At 29.4% G+C, this 26,888-nt stretch carries 17 protein-coding genes; 9 read left to right on the top strand and 8 right to left on the bottom strand.

All coding sequences use genetic code 11. The annotated features are described in order from the left end of the window. Window positions 1-160: 160 nt before the first annotated feature. From pyrE to lgt, 5 genes are all read right to left on the bottom strand, one after another. Window positions 161-808, bottom strand: coding sequence for an orotate phosphoribosyltransferase (gene pyrE / locus ACZ5QM_RS03470; RefSeq protein ID WP_464182673.1), 648 nt, complete (start codon window positions 806-808; stop codon window positions 161-163). A 1,277-nt stretch (window positions 809-2,085) separates the two neighbouring features. Then, window positions 2,086-3,789: an acyl-CoA dehydrogenase family protein gene (locus tag ACZ5QM_RS03475; RefSeq protein ID WP_464182674.1), complete on the bottom strand. Its 1,704-nt coding sequence runs from the start codon at window positions 3,787-3,789 to the stop codon at window positions 2,086-2,088. A 96-nt stretch (window positions 3,790-3,885) separates the two neighbouring features. Continuing rightward, entirely contained in the window at window positions 3,886-4,905 is a 1,020-nt protein-coding gene (locus tag ACZ5QM_RS03480; RefSeq protein WP_464182675.1) for an electron transfer flavoprotein subunit alpha/FixB family protein, read from the bottom strand. Between the two features lie 3 nt (window positions 4,906-4,908). Further along, window positions 4,909-5,781, bottom strand: coding sequence for an electron transfer flavoprotein subunit beta/FixA family protein (locus ACZ5QM_RS03485; protein ID WP_464182676.1), 873 nt, complete (start codon window positions 5,779-5,781; stop codon window positions 4,909-4,911). Window positions 5,782-7,109: 1,328 nt separating this feature from the next. After that, on the bottom strand, window positions 7,110-7,946 hold the full coding sequence (gene lgt / locus ACZ5QM_RS03490) for a prolipoprotein diacylglyceryl transferase (RefSeq protein WP_464182678.1): 837 nt from the start codon (window positions 7,944-7,946) through the stop codon (window positions 7,110-7,112). Between the two features lie 211 nt (window positions 7,947-8,157). On the opposite strand from lgt, the gene ACZ5QM_RS03495 reads away from it, so the two are divergent. The 5 genes from ACZ5QM_RS03495 to ACZ5QM_RS03515 all read left to right on the top strand — a co-directional run bounded on the left by ACZ5QM_RS03495 (window position 8,158) and on the right by ACZ5QM_RS03515 (window position 15,754). Next, window positions 8,158-9,690, top strand: coding sequence for a glycoside hydrolase family 10-like protein (locus ACZ5QM_RS03495; protein ID WP_464182680.1), 1,533 nt, complete (start codon window positions 8,158-8,160; stop codon window positions 9,688-9,690). Between the two features lie 6 nt (window positions 9,691-9,696). Continuing rightward, the gene (gene nifJ, locus ACZ5QM_RS03500) at window positions 9,697-13,236 is read left to right on the top strand and encodes a pyruvate:ferredoxin (flavodoxin) oxidoreductase (RefSeq protein WP_464182681.1); all 3,540 of its coding nucleotides are present in this window, start codon (window positions 9,697-9,699) and stop codon (window positions 13,234-13,236) included. Between the two features lie 74 nt (window positions 13,237-13,310). Continuing rightward, on the top strand, window positions 13,311-13,835 hold the full coding sequence (locus tag ACZ5QM_RS03505) for a chromate transporter (RefSeq protein WP_464182682.1): 525 nt from the start codon (window positions 13,311-13,313) through the stop codon (window positions 13,833-13,835). A gap of 28 nt (window positions 13,836-13,863) precedes the next feature. Continuing rightward, window positions 13,864-14,688, top strand: a complete 825-nt coding sequence (locus tag ACZ5QM_RS03510; RefSeq protein ID WP_464182684.1) for a 1-acyl-sn-glycerol-3-phosphate acyltransferase — start codon at window positions 13,864-13,866, stop codon at window positions 14,686-14,688. Between the two features lie 22 nt (window positions 14,689-14,710). Then, a complete protein-coding gene (locus ACZ5QM_RS03515; protein ID WP_464203006.1) occupies window positions 14,711-15,754 on the top strand; it encodes a GNAT family N-acetyltransferase in 1,044 nt (347 codons plus the stop codon). A 933-nt stretch (window positions 15,755-16,687) separates the two neighbouring features. Here ACZ5QM_RS03515 and ACZ5QM_RS03520 read toward each other — a convergent pair. Further along, on the bottom strand, window positions 16,688-18,040 hold the full coding sequence (locus ACZ5QM_RS03520) for a CCA tRNA nucleotidyltransferase (RefSeq protein ID WP_464203007.1): 1,353 nt from the start codon (window positions 18,038-18,040) through the stop codon (window positions 16,688-16,690). 1,645 nt (window positions 18,041-19,685) lie between these two features. Between ACZ5QM_RS03520 and ACZ5QM_RS03525 the strand changes: the two genes are divergently transcribed. Further along, window positions 19,686-20,306 (top strand): fumarylacetoacetate hydrolase family protein, encoded by a 621-nt coding sequence (locus ACZ5QM_RS03525; protein WP_464182688.1) that lies wholly within the window; start codon window positions 19,686-19,688, stop codon window positions 20,304-20,306. A gap of 46 nt (window positions 20,307-20,352) precedes the next feature. Beyond that, the gene (gene ispF, locus ACZ5QM_RS03530) at window positions 20,353-20,832 is read left to right on the top strand and encodes a 2-C-methyl-D-erythritol 2,4-cyclodiphosphate synthase (protein ID WP_464182689.1); all 480 of its coding nucleotides are present in this window, start codon (window positions 20,353-20,355) and stop codon (window positions 20,830-20,832) included. Window positions 20,833-20,899: 67 nt separating this feature from the next. Here the strand turns inward: ispF and ACZ5QM_RS03535 are convergent, their stop codons facing one another. Continuing rightward, entirely contained in the window at window positions 20,900-22,063 is a 1,164-nt protein-coding gene (locus ACZ5QM_RS03535; RefSeq protein WP_464182691.1) for an AIR synthase related protein, read from the bottom strand. A gap of 751 nt (window positions 22,064-22,814) precedes the next feature. Here ACZ5QM_RS03535 and ACZ5QM_RS03540 point away from each other — a divergent pair. Further along, the gene (locus ACZ5QM_RS03540) at window positions 22,815-23,666 is read left to right on the top strand and encodes a pyridoxamine kinase (protein WP_464182692.1); all 852 of its coding nucleotides are present in this window, start codon (window positions 22,815-22,817) and stop codon (window positions 23,664-23,666) included. Between the two features lie 42 nt (window positions 23,667-23,708). Here ACZ5QM_RS03540 and ACZ5QM_RS03545 read toward each other — a convergent pair whose 3' ends face one another. Continuing rightward, window positions 23,709-24,056: a MerR family transcriptional regulator gene (locus ACZ5QM_RS03545; RefSeq protein WP_464182693.1), complete on the bottom strand. Its 348-nt coding sequence runs from the start codon at window positions 24,054-24,056 to the stop codon at window positions 23,709-23,711. A gap of 92 nt (window positions 24,057-24,148) precedes the next feature. Here ACZ5QM_RS03545 and alaS point away from each other — a divergent pair, with 92 nt between their 5' ends. Further along, the gene (gene alaS / locus ACZ5QM_RS03550) at window positions 24,149-26,779 is read left to right on the top strand and encodes an alanine--tRNA ligase (RefSeq protein ID WP_464182695.1); all 2,631 of its coding nucleotides are present in this window, start codon (window positions 24,149-24,151) and stop codon (window positions 26,777-26,779) included. The last annotated feature ends 109 nt before the right edge of the window (window positions 26,780-26,888 follow it).

Genomic DNA, 26,888 nt, shown 5'->3' on the forward strand with positions numbered 1-26,888 from the left:
GAAACTTTCCTCCAAAATATGATTCATAGAAAAAACTTGATTCAAAAGCAAAATCCTGAATTCCATTGTCAGGAATTTTATCGAGATTAATCGCATTTGACTCTTTTTTACATATTCGTGACTGACTACAAAAAGATATTTCTATGTGCTTGTCGTTTAGTCATAAACTATTATGATTGATTCCCCATTTGGATGGATTTTTTCTCCATTCTTGGAGAATTTCAATTTCAGATGTCTTAATATAATTCATTTTTAACGCTTCTTCCAAAATAGTATTGTAATTACAAAGTGTAATTAATTTAACTTTAATATTTTTAAATTTTTCTTCAGCTATGGTAAATCCATAAGTAAAAGTAGCTATCATTCCCATTACCTGACATCCTGCGTTACGTACAGCCTCAATAGCTCGAAGAGCACTCCCTCCTGTGGAAACTAAGTCTTCAATTATTACAACTTTGGCTTTTGGGTTCAAGTCACCTTCAATAATATTTTCCAGCCCATAGTTTTTTGGAATTGAACGAATATAAATGAAAGGGAGATTTAATTCTTCTGCAACCATTGCTCCTTGAGCAATGGCTCCTGTAGCTATCCCAGCGATTATATTTGCATTTTCATATTTTTCAAAAATAATTCGTGCCAATTCTAGTTTAATAAAATTGCGAATAAAAGGATGAGAAAGGGTCTTTCTATTGTCACAGTAGATAGGAGATTTCCAACCAGATGCCCATGTAAAAGGATTAGTAAATCGAAATTTTATTGCTTTGATGTCAAGTAATTTTTTTGCTAATTGTCGTTTTAACGTTTTCATTACATTTATTGGTTAAAAAAAATCGCACCTTTTACAAAGGTAATCATTTAAATGAGAACTAAGAAATCATAATTTTAATTATTTAAATTATGATTTCTTGAAAAAAGTAAAATTTTGCTAAACAAATTAATGCTAATTTGTTTAATTGAGAAATATATTTAGATAATTGTTCCAATTGATTTATGAATACTGAACTGTTCTATTCTAGAACAGAAAAAATCATGTAACTGCTAGAGGAAAAGGTTTATTTGATATTCATACCTCTCTCAAGAGCTATTGGCAACAGCAAAACAGGTATCATTTAATAAAATATTATTAAATGATACCTGTAAATGTAAATTAATCTAAATTTTTTTCTACTTCAAATGTCCTACATACTCTTTTTTGTTTGATTTAAATTAGCTTTAGTTCATATAAATATAACATTTTGCCAACTTATATATTACACTAATTAAATCTTTGTAAAGAATGAAACTGAAACAAATAAAATTAACGCCATTTAAAAAAAACAAGTTTTTTAGTGTAAGTGAAAGGTATTTTTTTTAAGCAAGAACTTTTCTCTATAAAATCTATTATGTAAGCAATTATCATTACATTTTGTAATGTAGCTTCGATATATTTAGAAAACATATTTTTAAAAATATCTCATTTATCTAGCAAAATTTTTGAACAATTAATACATAGTTCAGGGTAGAAAAGTAAAAATGAATTTTTAAATAAATTTAAGATAGTTGTATTATGAGAGAAGACATATTTTCTAAAATTGTGTCTCACGTTTTTTGTTTTGTTATCTTTTTTAGAGTATTTAATGTATAGCTACTTTGTATTTTTTGATATAAATATTCTTTTCTTAAATAGGAAATTTATAAAAAGACAAATTGATTGTGCTTGATATATGAGGCTCACATCTGTGAGACAAAAATTATAATCATAAACTAAACACTTGCATAAGAGATTTAGAAGTAGCTGTAAAAATTATTTATTGGAATTAAATGCCTCATATACTTTTGAAAACTGATTTTGCAGATCGGCCATAGATTCAATATTTTTGTTTTGGAAAGCATTAAGCAACTTGTTGAAGTTGAAGAATGAACTGTTTTGCATGCATTTTTTTTCCATGATTTTTTTAAAAAATAAAAAAACAAACTTTGTAAAGTCGAATGAGCATTTTTTTAAAAAGATAGATTTTATAAACATTTCATTTTGGGTGTATCCTAGCACTATAAAAAATATACCAAACCCCCAAAGGGTTATTTAAATTTTCTGAAAATAATATATTATTTATAAAATTTTAAATTTTCAGTATTAAAATGATTGATAAAATTTTGATTTTTTTTTATCTCTGCTTCTCCATAATTGATATATACTTCCGCAGAATGGGTAAACTTTACAGAATCTCGGTCAGCATCTAATAATAATAGGTAACCTAATATAATATGTCCTGCACACTCTACTAGACGACGAGAGTGAAAATCAATATATTCAGTATTTTTTGTATAAATAACCCTTTTAATTAATTGTTTATAGATTTCTACTAATTCAGATAATCTTTGTTTTAAACTATCTAGTTCCAATCTTAAGGGCAATGCCTGATATTCTTCCATTTGATTTAGATAAGTGTTAGTCAGCACATGCCGGATAGCAGCTACAACTTGCAATTGTGTAGTTCCTTCATATATATTAGTAATGCGAGCATCACGATATAAACGCTCACAAGGATAATCTTTTATAAAACCAGATCCACCGTGAATTTGTATACAATCGTAAGTATTTTGATTGGCATATTCAGTATTCATAGCTTTTCCGAGCGGAGTGAATGCATCAGCCAACCTTTTATATTTTTTTAATTCTGATTTTTCTTCATCATTTAGTTGACGTTCTTTGGAAATTTCTTCCAGTATTTTATATATATCTACGAAACGAGCAGTTTCATAAAGAATAGAACGAGAAGCATCTAACTTTGCCTTAATGTTAGCAATCAATTCATAAACTGCTGGAAATTCAATAATGGTTTTTCCAAATTGTTTTCTTTCTCGTGCGTACGCCACTGCTTCACGATAGGCAGCTTCCGAAAGTCCAGTTGCTTGAGCCATAATACCCAAACGAGCACCATTCATTAGGGACATTACGTACTTAATTAAGCCATATTTACGTTCTCCACACAGTTGTACTTTAGCATTTTTATAAATTAATTCACAAGTAGGTGATCCCTTAATACCCATTTTATTTTCAATTCTTCTAATATCAACCCCTCCATCTCGTTTATCATAAATAAACATAGAAAGTCCACGACCGTCTTTTGTTTGTTCTTCCGAACGAGCTAAAACGAGGTGAATATCAGCATCCCCATTAGTAATAAACCGTTTTACTCCGTTTAGTCTCCAACATTTTTCCTTTTCATCATAGGTAGCTTTTAGCATTACTGCTTGCAAATCAGAACCAGCATCTGGCTCAGTTAAATCCATAGATAAGGTTTCTCCAGCACAAACACGAGGAATGAATTGTTTGTGCTGTTGTTCATTTCCAAATTCATATAAGGTTATGATACAGTCTTGTAGTGACCAGAGATTACAGAATCCTGCATCGGCACGAGCTACCATATCTGAAGCCATGATAAAAGTAACCATCGGGAAATTCAAACCACCAAAGCGACGTGGCATTGAAAGTCCCATTAAACCAGCTTGAGTGGTTATTTGTAAGTTTTGTATTGTACCAGGAGAATATTGTACACGATTATTTTCTACCTTACAATCTAAATGATCGACATCTTCTGCATTGAGAGCAATGACATTACCAATTACTTCCCCTGCAATTTCCATTACCTTCTCATAACTATCTATTGCATCTTCAAAATCAACTGGAGCATAGTCAAATTGATCTTTATCTGTGTAATTTCGTTCTTTTAATTTGGCGATACGTTTCATCAAAGGATGATAAAGATGATGTTTTAAAGAAGGATTGTCTAAATAAAAATTTGCCATAATTTTATTATTTAACTCTTAGTTTTTTTTGTGATATATGTATCGTGTATGCTTTTTTTGATGTCATCAAATTAGTTTTCTACCACAATTTACAGTCTATTCACTATTCTTTTTGTAATATTTAATCATTTTTGGAACAATAGTTTCAAAATTTCCTGTAATCACATAATCAGCAATGGCGTTAATAGGTGCGTTTGGATCATTGTTAATAGCAATAATCATGGAAGAGCCTTGCATACCAGCAATGTGTTGAACTTGTCCAGAAATTCCGCAGGCAATATATAATTTAGGACGAACAGTAATTCCAGTTTGCCCGATTTGTCGTTCGTTTTCAACAAAACCAGCATCCACTGCAGCTCTTGAGGCTCCAATTTCGGCTCCAATAGTTCTTGCTAAATCATAGAGTAATCCAAAATTTTCTTTCGATCCAATCCCATAACCACCAGCAATGATGATAGAAGCACTTTTAATATTCACTTTTGAAGATTCAATATGTCGTCTAATAATTTTCACTATAAAATCAGAATTGGAAACATATTTGCTAACTTCATGTATAATAATTTTACCTTTATAATTAGCGTTGTAAATTTCTTTCTTCATTACACCTTCTCGAACAGTTGCCATTTGTGGTCGATTATCTGGATTAACAATAGTTGCTACAATATTTCCTCCAAAAGCTGGACGAATTTGGTATAAAAGATTAGTATATGCTTTGCTTCCTTTTTTTTCTTCATAGTCACCAATTTTTAAGGATGTACAGTCGGCTGTTAAGCCGCTAAACAAAGCTGAAGAAATACGAGGTCCTAGATCTCTACCAATACTTGTAGCTCCAATTAAGACTATTTGTGGTTTTTTTTCTTTAAAAAGTCTAACTAGTATGGAAGTATGAGGCAGAGATGTATAAGGGTATAGGCAAGTATCATCGAAAGTATGTAGTATATCTACGCCATATGGGAACACTTGTTCTCCAATTTTATTTAATTGATTGCCAATGGCAACAGCTTCTAATTGACATTTTAATTGATTTGCTAATGAACGACCTTTTGTAAGTAATTCCAAACTAACATCTCCTATTTTATTATTTTCTATTTCAAGATATACAAATAAATTATTCATAAATTATCCGATTGTATGATTGGTAATTAACTCTATTATTAATTCTTCTATTTGTGTATCGGAAGAATTAAATACTTTGCTCTCTTTCACTTGAAAAACAACATTTTCTATTTTTTTTACTTTTGTAGGTGATCCGTGAAGTCCGCACTGTTTATTATCAGCTTCTATGTTAGAAGCACTCCATTCAATTAAATTAAGATAAGGACGAGATTCATATAAATCGGTATAGAGTTTGTTTTCTGTTCCTTTTTCAGAAGGAGTTTTTGCATATTTGTATTTCTGAATCAGTCGTGCATTTTTTGGACGACATTCAGGAGCAGAGTTATTAACAGTTACCAATATGGGTAGTTCTCCTTCTACTATTTCTATTCCATGTTCTAGACGACGTTTTACAACGATTTTTTTATTTTTAATTGATTGAATTTCTTCAGCATAAGTGATTTGTGGAATGTTCAATTTTTCAGCTACTTGGGGACCTACTTGTGCTGTATCCCCGTCTATTGCTTGACGACCAGATATAATTATATCAAAACTGCCTATTTTTTTGATGGCCATATGTAAAGCATAGCTGGTAGCTAGTGTATCTGCACCGGCAAAGACACGATCAGTAAGAAGATAACCATTATCAGCTCCTCTAAACAGACCTTCTCGAATAATTTCAGCTGCACGAGGAGGTCCCATTGTTAATAAAGTTATTACGGAACCAAAATGTTGTTCTTTTAAACAAAGTGCTTGCTCTAGAGCGTTTAAATCTTCTGGATTGAAGATGGCCGGTAAGACAGAACGATTAACTGTACCGTCATTTTTCATTGCATCTTTTCCTATATTACGAGTGTCAGGTACTTGCTTTGCTAATACAATGATTTTTAAGCTCATAATGCTATATATAAATTAACATTCATACTAATTTTAATTAGGTTATATACATACGAAGGTATATAATTTCAATGATAAATAAAAAGTTCCTTGTAATGCTTTTAAAATATCTATTTAATAGATTGATAATCTAAGAGCTCTGTAAAATTTAGATGTTTATAATTTTCTAAGTAGTGTTTATATTTAGTTGCTGTTATAATTTGTTTTTTCTTGGTATACTACTTTATAGATTTAGATTATGGGGAATATTTTTTTAAAAAAATCATAAAAGAGGGAATGATACATTGTTGCTTAAATTATTAAAAAATTTATGTTTTCGAGGAATTATTAATATTACTAAAAGTAAATTACAGAATGCTACTTAATAAATCATTTTGATTGGATGACACAAAGAAGTTAAAAGTCTTTAAATTTGAAAGAAATAAAATTTATATCATTCCCATCCCCATTACTATTTGCATAACTTTATATTAAACTGTGATATCAATTTATTGATACAAGAAAAAGCAAGTCAATATACCTAATTTTTAGGATTCTGTTTTCTTCGTAATTTACGACAATACTTATCCAATTTACGCTATTATGACTACACTTGAATTACTTATTAAAGTATGTTCTCATCGATAAAAAATTGTAGTTTTTTATAGAGAAAGGTAAATTTAAAGGATGATTAGGTTTTATTTTATTTAGAGTATTGTACCGGAAAAATAAAAAATTATTAAACCAGCTAAATGATATAAATACTCTCTTAATTAAAGTCTGAAATGAGTAAAATAGCAGTTTTGTCAATTATATTGTTTTAAAATACGTGTTCAAAATGAAAATGGTCAGTTTTTGTTAAAAAATTCTAAAAATATTGTTCCTCACCTTATTACCCCGAATAGATGATGGACTATAGTTAAGTTAAAAATTAATGATTATCCATTATATGTGATTTTTGAATTAAAGGTTTGTTCATTTTTTGTAGGTCTACAAAAAATGTATAATTGCAGATTTTAAATGAATTGTTTTTTACATAATGAAGAGTTATTTCACCGTTTACAATTTAACTTAGTAAGTTTAATTTTCATAAAAAAAGGAACTCATCGAATAGGTAAGTATAAAAAATAAAGGGTAATGAAAAAATGTGGATACATAATTTAAAGATATGATACATACTTTCATTAACTGTGTTTTTTGTTTTGAACAATAATTTTTCGAAAAAAATAATATAAAAATGTGAACGACAAATAAGTATAGTTGAATTATCATTTGCTTAGGTGTCTGGTATTCTCTTGTAGAAAATTTGCTACGTTAGCAATATTGATTAGTTATCAATTGTTCATACTTCATAACTTCATAGATTTTTTGTTTTTTAGTTTTAATCCTTTATATATAAACCATATTCCCGTGATAATGAATGGAATACTTAACAATTGACCCATATTTAATAGCATATTTTCTTCAAATGGTTCCTGTACAATTTTGTAAAATTCAATAAAAAAACGAGGAATAAAAATACCTACCAAAAATGTACCGAAAATGAGTCCTGGATATTTATGACATCCTCTTTTCCAATACATCCAAAGGCAAACGTAGGCAATAAGTACATAAAAAAATGCTTCATAAAGTTGAGTTGGATGAGAAGGGGGAGTAAAGATAGGATTTATATCTTGTACAGGATTTTTTTTTATAAATCGAAATGCCCAAGGTACATTTGTTGGATAACCATATATTTCATGATTCATTAAGTTCCCTAAACGAATCAATGCAGCTACAAAACCAACAGGAATTACTAACCTATCAAATGTCCACAATATACTTTTGTGGGTTATTTTTTTTGAATAAATCCAAATTGCAATAATGATTCCAATAGTTCCTCCGTGACTAGATAATCCCCCTTCCCAAATTTTAATTATCTCAAAAGGATGAGATAAATAATGATTTGGATTGTAAAATAAACAGTGTCCTAACCGGGCACCTATAATGGTAGAAATTACCACATAAAGGAATAATTTATCAAACCATACTACGTTTAATTTTTCTTGTCTCCAAATTTTTTGAACAATCCATGTACCTAGTGCAAATCCTGTTGCGAAGGAAATACCATACCATCGAACCTCTCTTCCAATAATCGGGAGAGTAAAGATAACAGGATTTATTTCCCATGTAATGAAAGATAGCATAAACTTAAGATTCATCAAAAGAATTACATAATACCGAAAAAGATATTACGCAATACAAAGTTACAATTAGCGGAGAATATAAAAAATTTTAATTTTTATAAATTTTGTGATTATCTCAAAAGTATAACCAATTCTACCAACAACTCTTTCAATGTGTAAAAATATATTTTTGCTGAGTTTATATCATTAATGCATAAATTTGTATTTAATTATGAGACAGATTATTCTATTTTTTTTTTATTTCTTTTTTTTGACTGTAAAAATTACAGCACAAATACCAAAAAATGAAATTCGTGCTGTTTGGATAGCAACAAATAATGCAATGGATTGGCCTACAAAACCATTTAAAACGTTTGATGATATTGATAAACAAAAAGAAGAATTGAAGAATATTTTGTATTGCTTGAAAAAAGCCAATTTTAATATGATTTTTTTTCAAACCCGCATACGGGGAGATGTTGTCTATGAGTCTAAAATAGAACCAATAAGTCCTTTTATAAAAAATATGGAATGTGAAGAAATATATGACCCATTGTCTTTTCTTATTGAAGAATGCCATAAGTTAGGATTAGAATGTCATGCTTGGTTAGTAACATATCTTTTAGGAAAGTCAGGAATTGAAGAAGGAATCAATTGTTCTCATGCTATAAAGCGGAATAAATTGCGAACAAAAACATATAAAGGGTTAACTTATTTAGATCCGGGTGATTTTGAAACAAGTAAATATCTTCTCTCTATTGTAAGAGAAATAGTAGCAAAGTATGATATTGATGGCATTCACATGGATTATATTCGTTATCCTGAGCAATCCACAGAATTTCCTGATGATGTTACTTATAAACGTTATGGTAAAGGAGAAAATAAAATTGAATGGAGAAAAAATAACATTAATCGATTTGTAAGTAAATTATATAATACAGTAAAAAGTAAAAAACCTTGGGTGCAAGTAAGTAGTGCAGTAGCAAGTATATATATTCAAATATCTGGCAATAAAGAAAAACATTGGAGTGCTTATGAAGTATGTCAAGATGTGGAACAATGGGTTCGGATGGGGAAACATGATTTTATTGTTCCCATGATGTATTATTCTTATTCTGATAATTTGTTTTGTTCATTTATTCAAGATTGGATTTTAAGGAGTTATGGACGTTTCGTGGTTCCTGGATTAGGAGTTTACCGAATTGATGAAAAAGATTTTAATTGGGATGTACATATGATAACGAAACAAATTCAATGTTCTCGCAAATGTAATACAAAAGGGAATGCTTTTTTTCGATCGAGTTTTTTAATTGATAACAAAAAAGGAATTATGGATGAAATCAAAAATAATTTTTATAATTATCCCGCTTTACTTCCACCTTTAATATGGCTAAATGTAATTAGACCTATTCCTCCAAAATACTTACGATTAACGGTTGATACTTCTAACTTATTATTAGATTGGAAATCTGCTAATTGTCCTAAAAAAGAAAATGTATTTTACAATGTATATCGTTCGAAAAATGAATATATAGATATTAATGATTCCAGAAATTTAATTGCTACCCGAATTACAAATTATAAATTATCTATTCCAATAGATAGTTTTTGCATAGGAGGATGTTATTATGCTGTTACTTCTTACGACAGATATCATAACGAAAGTGAGATTTCAGAATCAGTTTACTTCAATCCTTTGCTATTTGAAAATATATCTTTACCTTTAACAAAGAGTGGAACGAATATATTTCATGATTTCAGATAATTAATTATGTCTAAGAAGAAAATTTTTTTGACTTGTGATGGTAATCAAGCAGCAGCTCATATTGCTTATATGTTCAGTGAAGTTGCATCAGTTTATCCTATTACTCCCTCTTCTACTATGGCAGAGTATATTGATGAATGGGCAACTTTAGATAGAAAAAATATTTTTGGAGAAGTTGTTCGTGTGGATGAAATGCAATCAGAAGCTGGTGCTGCTGGTGCCATGCATGGAGCATTACAAGCGGGGGTATTATCTACTACATTTACGGCTTCTCAGGGTTTGTTGTTGATGATTCCTAATATGTATAAGGTGGCGGGGGAATTATTGCCAGGGGTCTATCACGTTTCAGCTCGCGCTTTGGCTTCGCATGCTTTGTCTATTTTTGGTGACCATCAAGACGTAATGGCTATTCGACAAACGGGGTGTGCTATGTTTGCTACTGGATCAGTACAAGAAATAATGGATTTGTCAGCAGTGGCTCATTTGGCAGCAATTAGTTCCCGTATCCCTTTCGTACATTTTTTTGATGGGTTTCGTACTTCTCATGAAATTCAGAAGATAGAACAATTGAATGATGAGGATTTAGTTTCGCTGGTTGATCAAAAGGCCTTGGAAGCATTTCGTAAACGAGCATTAAATCCGGATGATCCGGTAGCTCGTGGTATGGCACAAAATTCGGATATTTATTTTCAAGCTCGTGAAGCTTGTAATGTATATTACAATAGAGTAATAGACATTGTAGAAAATTATACAAACCAACTTTCTGCTATAGTAGGGCGTAAATACAGCTTATTTGATTATTACGGGTCACTAGATGCTGAATACGTAATTATTGCTATGGGGTCAGTTACCGAAACTATTAAAGAAACGGTTGATTATTTGACTAATAAGGGTAAGAAAGTGGGTTTGGTATCTGTTCATTTGTATCGTCCGTTTTCTTCAAAACATTTTTTTGCAACTGTTCCTAAAACAGCTAAACGTATAGCTGTTATTGACCGTACTAAAGAGCCAGGAGCTGTTGGAGAACCGCTTTATTTGGATGTAAAGAGTTGTTTTTATGCTTTAAAGAAATATCCTTTGATTGTAGGTGGACGTTATGGTTTGTCTTCAAAAGATACGACTCCATCTTGTATTCTTGCCATTTATGAAAATTTGTTTTTATCTAACCCAAAGAATAATTTTACTGTTGGTATTGTAGATGATGTTACTTTTACATCTCTTCCAAAGAAGAAAGAGTTAGCTTTTGAACGTGGTTCTTTTGAAGCTAAATTTTATGGGTTAGGAGCAGACGGTACAGTAGGTGCTAACAAAAATTCCATTAAGATTATTGGCGACAACACAAATAAATATTGTCAAGCATATTTTGCTTATGATTCTAAAAAATCTGGAGGTTTTACTTCTTCTCATATCCGTTTTGGAGATAACCCCATTCGTTCTACCTATTTGGTAAATACGCCTGACTTTGTGGCTTGCCATGTTCAAGCGTATCTTCGTTTATATGACGTAACTAAAGGTTTAAAAAAAAATGGGACTTTCCTTTTGAATACGGTTTGGAATGAAAAACAAGTAAAAAAAAATCTTCCAGATAATGTAAAAAAATATTTAGCTATTAATCATATTAATTTCTACATTATCGATGCAACTAATATCGCTCATGAAATTGGATTAGGGAATCGTACTAACACAATTCTCCAATCGGCATTTTTTAAAATAACAGGAGTTATTCCTTACAATTTAGCAATAGAACAAATGAAAAAATTTATTGTAAAGTCGTATGGAAAGAAGGGTGAAGATGTTATAAATATGAATTACGCGGCGGTTGATCGAGGAGGTGATGTAGTGAAAATTGAAGTGCCGGTAGAATGGGAAAATATTCAGTTGAAAACTGAAAAAATAAAAGAAAATGTTCCTAATTTTGTCACTAAGATTGTCTATCCTGTTAATGCACAAAAAGGAGATGATCTTCCAGTTTCTGCTTTTTGTGGTTATGAGGATGGTACTTGGGAACAAGGGACTTCTGCTTACGAAAAACGAGGTGTAGCAACTCATGTTCCTGTTTGGATTTCGAATAATTGTATTCAGTGTAACCAGTGTGCATATGTTTGCCCTCATGCATCTATTCGTCCATTTGTATTAAATGATAGTGAACAAGCTAAAGCTCCAGTTAACTTGAATACATTAAAATCTATAGGAAAACAATTTGAAGGAATGAATTTTCGAATTCAAGTTAATGTACTGGACTGTTTAGGATGTGGCAATTGTTTTGATGTCTGTCCTGGGAACAAACATGGAAAGGCTTTGAAAATGTCTCCAATTGAAAATGAATATACTAATCAGGCTAATTGGAATTTTTGCATAGAAAAAGTAAAAACTAAGCAACACTTGGTAGATATTTCGTTGAATGTAAGAAATTCACAATTTGCTACCCCTTTATTTGAATTTTCTGGAGCTTGTTCTGGTTGTGGGGAAACGCCTTATGTAAAGTTAATTTCTCAATTATTCGGTGACCACCAAATGATAGCCAATGCTACAGGCTGTTCTTCTATATATTCAGGTTCTGCTCCTTCAACGCCTTATACCAAAAATGAAGAGGGACATGGTCCTGCATGGGCAAATTCTTTGTTTGAAGATAATGCTGAGTATGGATTGGGTATGAATATTGGTACTGAAAAAATGCGTGGACGTGTAGAACGATTGATGATAGAAGGATTATCTTCTCCTCATTGTTCAGAAGAACAAAAAAAATTATTTCGTGAATGGATTGATAATCGCAATGATTATGAAAAAACACGTAAAGTAGCTACAAAATTGATACCACTGATAAAAAGTGGTGTTGATGATATTTGTAAAAAACTATTTGGATTATCACACTATTTTGTAAAACGTTCGCAATGGGTCATAGGTGGTGATGGCTGGGGATATGATATCGGTTTTGGTGGATTAGATCATGTGATCGCTTCTGGGCAAGATATAAATATTCTTGTTTTGGATACTGAGGTATATTCTAATACTGGTGGGCAATCGTCTAAATCTACTCCTGTTGGTGCAGTAGCCAAGTTTGCTTCTTCAGGAAAACGTACTCGTAAAAAGGATTTGGGTATGATTGCTACGACTTATGGGTATGTTTATGTGGCTCAAATAGCAATGGGAGCTAATCAGATGCAAACTCTAAAGGCTATTCGTGAAGCAGAATCTTATAATGGTCCTTCATTGATAATTGCTTATGCACCTTGTATTAATCATGGTTTAAAAAAAGGGATGGGGAAAGCTCAAGAAGAACAAAAATTAGCTGTTGAATGTGGTTATTGGCATCTATGGCGTTTTAATCCATGTTTGGAAGCTGAAGGAAAAAATCCCTTTCAATTAGATTCTAAAGAACCAGATTGGAGTAAATTTCAGGATTTTTTGAAAAATGAAATCCGATTTTCTTCTTTAATGAAACAACATCCTAAAAAGGCTCAAGAATTATTTTTCATAACACAAGCTAATGCTAAGTGGCGATTAAATAGCTATAAGCGTTTAGCATCTCAAATATATGGAATATAGATTTTGAGAAGATAATTACAATAAAGGCAATCATAATAATAGATTGCCTTTATTGTGAAATGCATACAATAGAAATGATTTATTGGCAATTGTTTTATACTTTTTTTAAAATTGGTCTTTTTGGATTTGGAGGAGGCTATGCTATTTTGTCTTATATACAACATATAATAGTGAAAGAATATAGATGGCTAAGTGTTAGTGAATTTACTTCTATTGTAGCAGTTTCTCAGATGACACCAGGACCGATATCTATTAATTTAGCTACATATACGGGTTATACAATTGTTGGTAGTGCTTTGGGCAGTATTATTGCCACTTTGTCTATTTGTTTACCATCTTTTATAATTATCATTCTGATTGCTAGGAATTATCAACGTTTCCGTTCCAATCGTTACATTGATAGTATTTTTAAAGTGCTACGTCCTACTATGGTTGGATTAATTGCAACAACAACTCTTATGTTGATAAACAAAGAGAATTTTATCGATTATAAAAGTTATATTTTTTTTATTATAGCTTTTTTTTTGACTTTATTTTGGAAATTACATCCTATTTTATTGATTTTATTTGCAGGTATTATTGGTTTGTTTTTATATTAGATTATTACTTTTATTAAGTAAGTAAAATATGATGAAGGCTTTTCAGATAGACATTTGGGAATTTTTTTTGAGAAAATATCCTGATTTGTATATAAAAATGCCAACATTTGTCATTAAATGGTTAGCCCGACTTGTTTGTCAAAATAAACTAAATGAATATTTTCAGCTAAATGCTGGTTTTATAGGTATAGAGTTTATGGAAAATATTATTAGAAATAGTCGCGTTACTTTTTATTTAAAAGGAATAGAGAATCTACCTGTAAATGATGAAAAGTGTATTTTTGTATCTAATCATCCGTTGGGTGGATTGGATGGGATTTGTCTATCTACTATACTTGGAAAGCAATATAACGGAAATATTAGATGCCTAGTCAATGATGTTCTCTATTTTATAGAGCCGTTACAAAGTATTTTTGTTCCTGTCAACATGTGTGGGAGACAAAATAGAAATTCGGTTAATTATTTGAATGAAGTATTTATTTCTAATAATCAAATCATTATATTTCCAGCAGGAGTCTGTTCAAGAAAAATTAAAGGAAAAATTAAAGACCTTGAATGGAAGAAAATGTTTGTTTCAAAAGCAATTGAATATTGTAGAAATGTTGTTCCAGTATATTTCGAAGCTGCTAATTCTTTTTTGTTTTATGTTATTGCTGATATTCGGAAACGATTAGGTATAAAGTTCAATTTGGAAATGCTATTTTTGTCTAGTGAGATGTTTAAGGCATTCGGAAGTAAATTTACTATTCATTTTGGGAAATCTATTCCATGGAAGATATTTGATTCATCTAGAACAGTTTCACAATGGGCAAATGAAGTGAAAAATAAAGTTTATCTTATGAAAAATGAATAATAAGCAATAAATTTTATTTTTTATGGAAAAAATAATACCTAAAATTGACCGTATTTCAATTAAATCTGAACTAACGGAAGAAAAACTTTTTAGGAAAACCAATAAATCGAGCAATGAAATATATATATTTACTGCTCATAATGCTCCTCATTTGATGAGAGAAATAGGTCGTTTGAGAGAAGAAGCTTTTCGGTATTATGGTGGTGGAACAGGGAAATCAGTGGATATAGATGAATTTGATACAATGAAAATACCGTATCGCCAGTTGGTTGTTTGGAGTCCTGAAGATGAAGAGATACTTGGAGGATATCGATTCCGATGTGGAAATGAAATTTCTTTTGGAAATAATGGTCAGCCAAATAATATTGCTACAAGCAGTTTGTTTTATTTTTCTCAAAAGTTTAAGAATATTTATTTGCCACAAATGGTAGAGTTAGGACGATCGTTTGTATCTTTAAATTATCAAGCTAGTAGAATCGGAACAAAAGGACTTTTTGCATTAGATAATCTTTGGGATGGTTTAGGTGCGTTGTCTGTAATAGATCCTCACCTTCGTTTTTTTTTCGGAAAAGTGACAATGTATAAAACTTATAACAAAGAGGCACGCAATACAATTCTTTTCTTTCTTAACAAATATTTTAAAGACAAAGAAAATTTAGTTACTCCTATTTATACTTTAAAAGTCCATATAGACTATCAAGCATTAGAAAATCTTTTTAATAAAAATATTTATAAAGAAGATTATAAAATACTTTCTTTAGCAGTAAGAAAGTATGGAATAAACATTCCTCCTATAATAAATGCTTATATGAATTTATCGCCAAGTATGCTTGTTTTTGGAACAGTTTTAAACAAAAAATTTGGTAATGTAGAAGAAACTGGGATATTGATAGACATTCATGATATCTTTGAAGACAAGAAACGACGTCATGTAGAATCATTTTTAAGAGAAAAACCAACAAAAAAATCAATAAATCATATCCGTAAAATGATTAGCGAAGCGCACATTCGTTGTCGGATAAAAACGGACAGGGAACAGAATGATGAAAGAATTTATTATAGATAAAGAAAGAATGAACAAATAATCAATGAAGTAGTAATTTTAGCTTTTATCACAAAGATTGCATCTTTGTAGACCTATTTGTAGAAACTTCTCTAATCAATTAGGTCAGAGAATTTATAGAGATGTTCGTTAGCATATGAGAAGAGATAGTATCTAATGAAAATTTTTGGTATAAACTCAAAAATTACTATCTTCAGGTTTACTTTTTAATATCGTTCGAATGTTCAAATTCTTATTTTTTTAGTCAATTGTATAAAATTGACTGGTGTAATATAAAAACTATATCTCAGTTTTAAAGAATTTAAAAACATTAATCTTATCTACTGAATTTTGTAAATTTTACTTTTTGTATTACACTACAGTTCTATGTAAGGATTAAAAACACCCAACATTATTTTCCTAAATCTCCCTCTCACCCTTCCTATCATTACTTCATAGTATTAGAAAAGAAGAGATATTTGTTTTTATTTTCAACTGTTTACAAAAAATTAAAAAGCGCCCTATTACTAACAAGAAAATGTCAGTTTTATTGTAGGAAACGCGGAACTTAATTTATCTGAGTGTATGATACTAAAAACACGCTTGTATAAATATTGTTTTTCTCATTTTTATTTACTTTTCACCTGTACGATTTTTCCCAAAAAAATATATACTATGACTAAAAATTGATTAACTGCAACTATTAAAGTATTATTGATGTAATGGTATTATTGGTTAGAGTAAATAATAAAAACTTCATTAAGAAGTTGTGCCGATTCCAAAATAATAGGTATGCTATTTTTATTACGGATAAACTAAGAACCGCTTATGATCAAAGTTATAAAATGGAATAATAAACTTTCAGGAATTCTAATAATTAACAATCAAATAAATTAGAAGCTTTTTTGATGAAAATACTACTTATAAATGTAAAAATATAAATATTTTCATTTTGTTTTACTTTGTTTTGAACAAATCGATTAAATAATTACGTGCGGCTTCGTATTCGTTAGGGATTTTCCCATCTAGTATAGCTTCCTTTACTACTGATTTTAATTCTCCTATTTTTTTTCCCTCAGGTAAAGAAAACATTCTCATAATTTCCAATCCATTTATCGGAAATCGAAAATTCTTCACTCTATCTCTTTTTTCTACATCTTTCAATTTATTTCTTACTAACTGAAAGTTATAAAAAAAAATTTTTACTTTTTCAATATTTTTAGAAGTAATATCAGCTTCACAAAGTAACATCAAATCGTCAATATCATCACCTGTCTCAAATAACAAACGACGAATAGCAGAATCTGTCACTTCATTATTCGACAATGCGATAGGCCGCATATGCAAGGAAACTATTTTTTCTATATACCGAAGATTATCATTCATTGGTATTCTCATACGTACAAAAATTTCCTTTAACATACTTGCACTTTTACGTTCATGCCCATGAAAAGTCCAACCCAATCGTCTATTAAATCGTTTGACAAAAGGCTTACCTATATCATGAAGCAAAGCTGCCCAGCGTAACCATAATTTACTACTCTTTCTAGAAAGATTATCAACAACTACTAGCGTATGATAAAAATTATCTTTATGTCCCACACCTTCTTTGGTTTCTGTCCCTTTAAGATCAGTAAGTTCAGGAAGAATAAGACGTAATAATCCTGTTTTCTCTAAAAGTTCAAAACCTATTGAAGGACGAGGGGAAAGAATTATTTTATTTAATTCATTAACCACTCGTTCTCTTGAAACAATAGCTATCCGATTACAATTATTGCTTATAGCTTCAAATGTTTTAGATTCTATAAAAAACCCTAATTGCGAGGCAAAACGAATTGCTCGTAACATCCGTAAAGGGTCATCTGAAAAAGTAACATTTGGGTTACAAGGTGTCCTAATAATACAGTTCTTTAAATCAGTTAATCCATCAAAAAAATCTATTAATTTTCCTAAACGATTATGATTCATACATACTGCTAACGTATTAATCGTAAAATCTCTACGATTCATATCATCTTCTAAGGTTCCTTCTTTTACTATTGGATTTCGAGAATTCCAACAATAAGATTCTCTTCTGGATCCTACGAATTCTATCTTTATATCTTTATATCTTAATTGAGCTGTACCATAATTCTTAAAAATAGCAAAACTGCTCCCTTCTAAACGCTTAGAGACTTCTCTGGCTAATAGGATACCATCTCCTACGCATACAACATCAATATCTTTAGATGAACGGTAAAGAAACCCATCGCGAACAACTCCCCCTACAACATAGGTTTCAATTCCTAAGTTGTCTGATGTGCTAGCCAAAGTTTCAAAAATAGAGCTATAGCATCCAGGAAACAAAGAATAATACAAATTATTAGTTTAATTTAAAGTTATAAATATTATATAGGAAAACCTAAGTATTAGCTAATAAAAGCCTTTTCTTCCTTTTCTAATACTACAATTTATTTTAAATTCGTATTTATATATCAAATTATTAGGGTTATCAACCCTATTATAGAGTTAATGGGTATCAGTAATAGTTATCATATATGTATGATAGAAATCATACTCAATGTTCCCAGTGCTCTTTTTGGATTATTACTAATGTAGTAATAGCTTTTACTGTATGTGTATTTACTTACTACTCTTACTCAATAGTAATAATTAATGTTAATTTTTTTTAGTTGGTTAATAGCATATTTTGTTATATATATCTATATCTTAATTAAGATACTAAACATATTTTAGATAGACTCATGCTTTTTTTTAAGCTCAAAGCTTATATTTTCTATGTAATTTGTTGCTATAATCTCATTATAGTAAGCATCCCAATCAAGTTTGAAAAATTAGACTCACATAGCACACCAAATTTAAAATCAAAAATTTTAATAAACAAACACCAATGATGTGTGTTACAAAGTATACACTGACCTTTGAAAAGTTTAATGATATTTGTAACAGATGTAGGTCTTTACTCCTCATTTTCTTATCTTTAGTTCATGGCTTGTTATTATAGATCTAGCTAATTAATACAGAACTGATAGCAATAAATTTGATATCATCATTTATATAAAAAATAATTAACTTATCACCAATAAGTTAGAATTTTTTAAAAGGTTTAGCTAATTCTTATAAAAGAAAGAATAAGGAGTTCTTGATTATATAAAGTGAAACTAATTAGTATGTGTTTCTTAAATAATATAAGAAAAGAAATAGCAGTGGTTTCTTGAACCTTAATTTTTGAATATATATTATTAAATAAAAAAAGCATTGATTAAGCACAAATAAGAAAACGTTAGATTTTGAATAAATAAGTAAGCAGTCTCTAAACAACAATTAATACTTTACGATTTAATAAAATAATTAGAGATTCAAACTATTGATCTTATTGGAGTACCATATAGATTGATACTGAAAAGAGTACGTTAAATCTAAGAAACAAGTCTTTTTAGACTTTTCTATTTTATTTGCCTATAATAACTCTTAAAAAGTGATTGTAGTTATACGAACTATTAAATAATTTTCATATTTGATTTGTATTGTGGTTATATACAATGCAGATTTATTTTAAATTTCTCCTTATTAGGAAGGTTAATGTAAAATTTTGATAAAAAAATAAAATGTTAAGTAATCAAAACAACTTTTTATATTTGGCAAGTAGATAAAATTAGGTAGAAAAGATTTGTTTAAAACAAATAATATCAGTATTATTTGTTTTGCAAGCTAAAGTGACTTTTTATAAATAAAATAGAAGAAATAGATATAATTTACAATAGATAGTTATACTACGAGTAGTGAGAGGTATTTATATAAATTTGAAGTAGTTCTAAGAAAATTAGCACAGTCATTTCAATTTTAGTAATTCGTGAAAATAATCAAGAAAAATAATTACAAAACAAATAGAAGAAAAGGATAAATTACTTTAAAATAAAAATTAGTATTTATTTAGAAATAATTACAAACATCTATGAAAATTATTTGTGTAGCTTTGAATTATGCTTCTTACAATAATGAGATAACTTATGATAAGTTTATAGTAAAAGAACCCATTATTTTTATGAAATCTGATGTTTCTTTATTGAAAGATGGAAAACCTTTTTACATTCCTGATTTTTCGTCAGAAATTCAATACGAAGCAGAAATTGTAATACGGATTAATCGTTTGGGAAAAAACATAGATCGTCAATTTGCTCATCGATATTTTGAAGAGATTACGATTGGGATAGATATGACAGCAAAAGATTTGCAAAAACGATTTAAAAAATATGGATTTCCATGGGAACTTTGTAAATCTTTCGATAATTCAGCAGTAGTAGGTACATTTATAAAAATAGAAAAATTAAAATGCGATATAAATCAGTTGCCATTTCATTTAAACATTAATAATAACACAGTTCAAAAAGGAAATACATCAAATATGGTATTTAAAATAGATGAAATCATAGAATACGTAAGTCGATTTATTACGATCAAAGTTGGTGATTTAATCTTTACAGGTACACCAGAAGGTATTGGAAGGTTAAACGTCAATGATCATCTACATGGATATATTAACAATGAAAAATTTCTTGACTTTTATGTAAAATAATGGTAAAAATACCCCTAGAATTAAAAATTTGATAAAATTGAAAAACATGAGAGTACGTGTTGGGTTTGGTTATGATGTGCACCAATTTGTGGCCAACTACGGATTATGGTTAGGTGGAATATTAATACCTTATAAAAAGGGGTTAAAGGGGCATTCAGATGCCGACGCACTCATTCATGCTATTTGTGATGCCTTATTAGGAGCTGCTAATATAGGAAATATTGGAACAATTTTTCCTGATACGGAAGAAAAATTTAAAAATATTGATAGCAAAATTTTATTAAAACAAACAATGGATATCATTCACTCCCAAAAATACGAATTAAATAATTTAGATGTTACTATTTGTTCTGAACAGCCCAAGCTCAATCCATTTATCCCTCAAATGAAGATATGTCTTGCTGAAATTATACAAACCGACAAAGAAAATATTTCTATTAAAGCAACTACTTCTGAAAAAATGGGTTTTATCGGAAGAAAAGAAGGTATAGCGGTTTTCGCCATCGCATTAATAATTCAACAATAAAAAACCTAAAAAAACTATACAAATAAAAATTTTCTGTTATTTTTTTTACATCAATGAATTTATTTGTTTATGGATAAACAATAGTCCCATAAGGAGTTTCAAGAATTAATTCTGCTTGTCGTGATTTTTCTACCGTTCCAATAATTTGCGCGTTAATATTAAAAGATTGAGAAATTGTTATTACTTCAGTTGCATACTGTGGAGGGAGATAAATTTCCATACGATGTCCCATATTAAAAACTTTATACATTTCTTTCCATTCAGTTTTAGATTGCTGTTGGATCAGCTGAAACAATGGAGGTAAAGGGAATAAATTATTTTTATAAATTCGCACTTTGTCTACAAAATGCAATATTTTTGTTTGTCCTCCCCCAGATACGTGTACCATTCCGTGTATGTAAGGACGCCATTTGTTTAATATCTGTTTAATTACTGGAGCATAAGTGCGAGTAGGGGAAAGAACTAATTTTCCGATATCAATTCCCAAATTTTCAATTTTATCTGTTAGTTTTTTTCCCCCTGAATAAACCAATTTTTCTGGGAGATTGTAGTCATAACTTTCGGGATATTTTGTTGCTAAATAATTAGAAAAAATATCATGTTTTGCTGAAGTCAATCCGTTACTACCTATTCCACCATTATATTCCTTTTCATAAGTTGCTTGCCCACAAGAACTCAAACCAACAATTACATCTCCGGATTGAATATGAGCATTATTAATTATATCTTTTCTTTTCATTCGACAAAAAACTGTACTATCTACAATAATTGTCCTTACCAAATCTCCCACATCGGCGGTTTCTCCTCCAGTTGAATAAATATTTATGCCTAATTGACTTAATTCCTTGCAAAACTCATTTGTTCCTTCAATAATAACTGAAATAACTTCTCCAGGTATTAATTGCTTATTTCTTCCAATAGTAGAAGATAATAGAATATCATCCGTAGCACCAACACAAAGTAAATCGTCTACATTCATCACTAAAGCATCCTGTGCAATGCCTTTCCATACAGAAATATCACCAGTTTCTTTCCAGTACAAGTAAGCAAGTGAAGATTTAGTTCCTGATCCATCCGAGTGCATAATATTGCAATATTCTATATTACCTCCTAGAATATCTGGAATAATCTTACAAAATGCTTTTGGAAATAATCCTCTATCAGCATCTTTTATAGCACGATAAACATCCTCTTTTTCAGCCGATACTCCTCTTTGTAAATAACGCTTCATAATTTACTTATTTTGTACGGTGTTCATAGTTAATCTTGTTTTACCTAAAATTAGGTAATTTTAAATTATTAAAACATCATAGTATGATATTTTATTTTTTTGAATTTATTTAACGAATAAAAAATTGAATAGAGAAATATTACGATTGATATATTTTGTAATATACTGACTAATAATACTTTTTTGAAAAAGTATGTTACCAGTTAGTATAAATTAAATGTATATGTCTTGCAAATTGTTATGAATGTAATAACGAGGAAGTTTTTCGTTTATCGTAGGTTTTATAATTGTATGATTTTTAAGTGATGTTAAATAATTTTAAAAGAGGGGAAAATGATATTCATCAGTATCTTATTGGTTCTATGTTCTAGTAAAATTGTTTGGAAATATATAGGAATACAGTGAAAAGTTTCAGAATTTTGTCTCTTTTTTGAAAAATTGATATTAGAGAGTATAGAATGGTTCGCTGGGTTCTGTAATTAAACACCAGAATAGTAATTGTAACGAAGAAATAGATAATTTAAATTAAAGGATTCTGAAAAGTAACAAATTATTATATTTGTTGTTAATATGGTGAGTAAATGATAAGTTGAATTAGAATAGGATGGTTTGAATTATATATTTAGAAAAGCTTTATAAATTAATTTCAGATGGTTGTATTTGTGCACAAAAATAAAATAATTTGGATAGAAGGTTTTAATTGAATTCAGTGTGTTAAATAGTATGTTAAAATTTAATTATATTCTATGATATGAAAAGACTAAAAAGAGTTGCTGCTATTCATGATATTTCTTGTTTTGGTAAATGTTCTTTAACAGTAGCATTACCTATTATTTCGGCGGCAGGAATAGAAACGAGCGTTCTCCCTACTGCAGTATTATCTACTCATACAGGAGGTTTTACAGATTTTACTTATCGTGATTTAACGGAAGATATAATGCCCATAACAGCTCATTGGAAAAGTCTTAATGTTGCTTTTGATGCTATTTATACAGGTTTTTTAGGATCTTTTAAACAATTGGATTTGGTGATGGAATTTTTAAAAACTTTCCAAAATAGTAATAATACTATTTTGGTAGATCCTGTTATGGCAGATAATGGAGAATTATATAAAGTATTTACTCTACAATTTGTAAATGGAATGCGTCAATTATGTAAAAAAGCAGATATTATTGTCCCTAATCTTACAGAAGCGCTTTTGCTGATAGAAGAAAAGTATCATCCAGGACCTTATACAAGAGAGTATATTGAAGGAATATTGAAAAAATTGAGTGTATTGGGTCCTAAAAAAATAGTTTTGAAAGGTGTATTCTTTAAAGATGAAGAATTGGGAGTAGCAACATATGATACTTCAGTTGGAAAAATAACTTATGTTTTAGAAAAACGAATTTCAAATTGTTTTCACGGGACAGGTGATATATTTGGCTCGGCTTTGTTATCGGGATTATTAAATAATTTTACTTTAGATATTTCAGCATCTATTGCTACTCGTTTTACAGTTGCTTCTATAAAAAAAACAGCAGATGCAAGAACAGATATTCGTTTTGGAGTCAACTTTGAACAAAGCATCCCAGAGTTTTTGAAGGATTTGAAATTAATATAAGTTTTTCAATTTTTGAAAATATGTCCATTTGTCATCAATTTTTCATAAAAATTTATCTAATTCATCAAATTCAGCTTTTAAATTGACAAGTTCTGTTTGAATATTTTTTAGATGATAGATAATTTCCTTAGTTCGTATCAATTCATCTTTATTTTCTTTGAGTTTTTTCTGAGCACCGGATAAAGTCATTCCTTTCTCTTTTACCAAATAATGTACAAGACGAATTTTATTTATATCTTTCAAACAATACTGACGAGTTCCTTTAGTTGTCCTAACAGGACGAATAGATGCAAATTTTTTTTCCCAAAACCTTAATAAAGATTCATTGACATTCAATTTACTAGCTACTTCTTTGATAGAATAAAATAGTTTTTCTTTTTTAAACTCCATATTTAACAGATAGAAGTGTTTTTACTATTCAGCTCTAAACAAAAATAAAATATTTGTTATATTTTCACAAAGAATTAAAGTGTAAATTAAGTATGATAGCTAAAGAAATACGTCAGTCGTTTAAAGATTTTTTTGAGAGTAAGAATCATAAAATTGTTCCTTCTTCTTCTATCGTTATTAAAGATGATTCTACTTTAATGTTTACTAATTCGGGAATGAATCAATTTAAAGACATTATCTTAGGAAATTTTCCGATTAAATACACAAGAATAGCTGATTCGCAAAAGTGTTTACGTGTAAGTGGAAAACATAATGATTTGGAAGAGGTAGGACATGATACTTATCATCATACTATGTTTGAAATGTTAGGTAATTGGTCTTTTGGTGATTATTTTAAAAAGGAAGCGATTGAATATGCTTGGGAATATTTAACTGAAATATTAAAATTGAATAAAGACAGATTATATGTAACTTTTTTTGAAGGTAGCTTTTCCGAAAAATTGGAGAGAGATATAGAAACTGCCAATTATTGGGAAAGATATCTTCCTAAAAATCGAATTTTAGAAGGAAATAAAAAAGATAATTTTTGGGAAATGGGAGATACTGGACCCTGTGGTCCTTGTTCAGAAATTCACATAGATATTCGTTCAAATGAAGAACGAGCAAGAGTAAATAGTTTAACTCTAATTAATAAAAATCATCCTCAAGTAATTGAAATTTGGAATTTAGTTTTTATGCAGTTTGATCGAAAGGTTGATGGTTCATTGGAAAACCTTCCCAAAAAGGTAGTTGATACAGGAATGGGATTTGAACGACTTTGTATGGCTGTTCAAGGAAAAATTTCTAGTTATGATACCGATGTTTTTCAGACTATTATTCAAACAGTTGCCATAATTACAGGATTCAGTTACGGAAAAAATGCTAAAAGGGACATTGCTATACGTGTTATTTCCGATCATATTCGAACTATTGCTTTTTCTATTGCTGACGGACAATTACCCTCTAATACAAAAGCTGGTTATGTTATTAGAAGAATACTTCGTCGTGCAGTTAGATATGGTTATACTTTTTTAGAACAAAAAAAAGCATTTATTTATAAATTAATTCCATCTTTAATTAAGTCTATGGGAGAAGCTTATCCAGAATTAATTGATCAAAAAAAAATGATTGAAGAAATAATTAAAGAAGAAGAGAGTTCATTTTTACAGACACTTAAAAAAGGGATAAAACTATTAGATCAGAGAATTCAAGAAGTAAAAAAGAAAAATAAAACTATTATTAATGGTACAGATGTTTTTGTTTTAAAAGATACTTATGGATTTCCATCTGACTTAACAGAATTGATACTTCGCGAGCAAAATATGAAAATTGATAAGACCAGTTTTAATACTGAGCTATCAAAACAAAAAAAACGGGCTCATAATGCTTCTATAATAGAAATTAAAGATTGGACAATTTTACAAGAAGGAGATACTGAATTTGTTGGGTATGATAATACAATAATCCAATCTAAAATCATTCGTTACCGGAAAGTTAAACAAAAAAATATAGAATATTATCATATTATTTTAGATAAAACACCCTTCTATGCGGAAATGGGTGGACAAGTGGGAGATAGTGGAAGATTAATTGATTCTAATAACATAAGTTTATCTATTATAGATACTAAATGTGAAAATAATATAACAATTCATATAACCAATCAGTTGCCAAAAAACTTGTATGATATTTTTAAAGCGGAAGTAGATATTAAGAAAAGACGGTCAATAGAATGTAACCATACTGCAACTCATCTGCTACACGAGGGGTTACGTTCAGTGTTGGGAATGCATGTTGAACAAAGAGGTTCTTATATTTCTTCTAAAATTTTGCGTTTTGATTTTTCTCATTTTCGAAAAGTAACAGAGGGAGAAATTCGCCAAATAGAAAAGAGTGTTACTGAAAAAATACGTCAAAATATTGTTTTAGAAGAAAAACGTTGTGTTCCTATTGTTGAAGCAAAAAAAAATGGAGCAATAGGATTATTTAGTGAAAAATATGGAGAAAATGTTCGAATAATAAAATTTGGTTCTTCTATTGAATTGTGTGGTGGAACACATACTACTTCAACTGGAAATATTGGAAGTTTTCGTATCGTAAGAGAATCTTCTATTGCTGCAAATATTCGTCGTATGGAAGCAATTACAGCAGAAACAGTAGAGGATTTTTTTTATACTCAACAAGATGCTATTCGCAATATTAAAATTTTATTAAATTATACATCAGATTTGTCGCAAACGATTAAAAAACTTATTAATGAAAATATTTCATTAAAAAAACAAGTAGAGGAGTATACTAAAGAAAAAACGATTTTTGTTAAAAAAAGAGTTATAAAAACGAAAAAACGAACTTTAAATGGAATTAATTTGTTCATATTAGAAGGCGCTTTTTCTTCCTCAATGATTAAAGATATTGCTTTTCAAATTGAAAGAGAATTTATAGAAAAATTTTGCTTTGCTGCAGCAACTATTTCAAAAGGAAAACCATTACTTACTGTTATGATTAGTAATGACTTAATAAAAAGCGGGTTAAATGCTTCACAAATTGTATGCGAAGCTGCTAAAGCTATTAAAGGAGATGGGGGCGGACAATCTCATTTTGCTACTGCAGGGGGTAAAAATATAAATGGATTGTCCATAGCATTAAAAGAGATTATAAATAGGATTAATTCATTTTACATTTAATGCTTTTTCTTAAAATTTTTATAAAAAAATATCTGAGTACAAGAAATTTTTAATCATTAAATTTTGATCATTTGATTTAGTAAAAGAAATTATTAATTATTATTCAATT

This window comes from Azobacteroides sp. (SeqCode) (assembly GCF_055395615.1).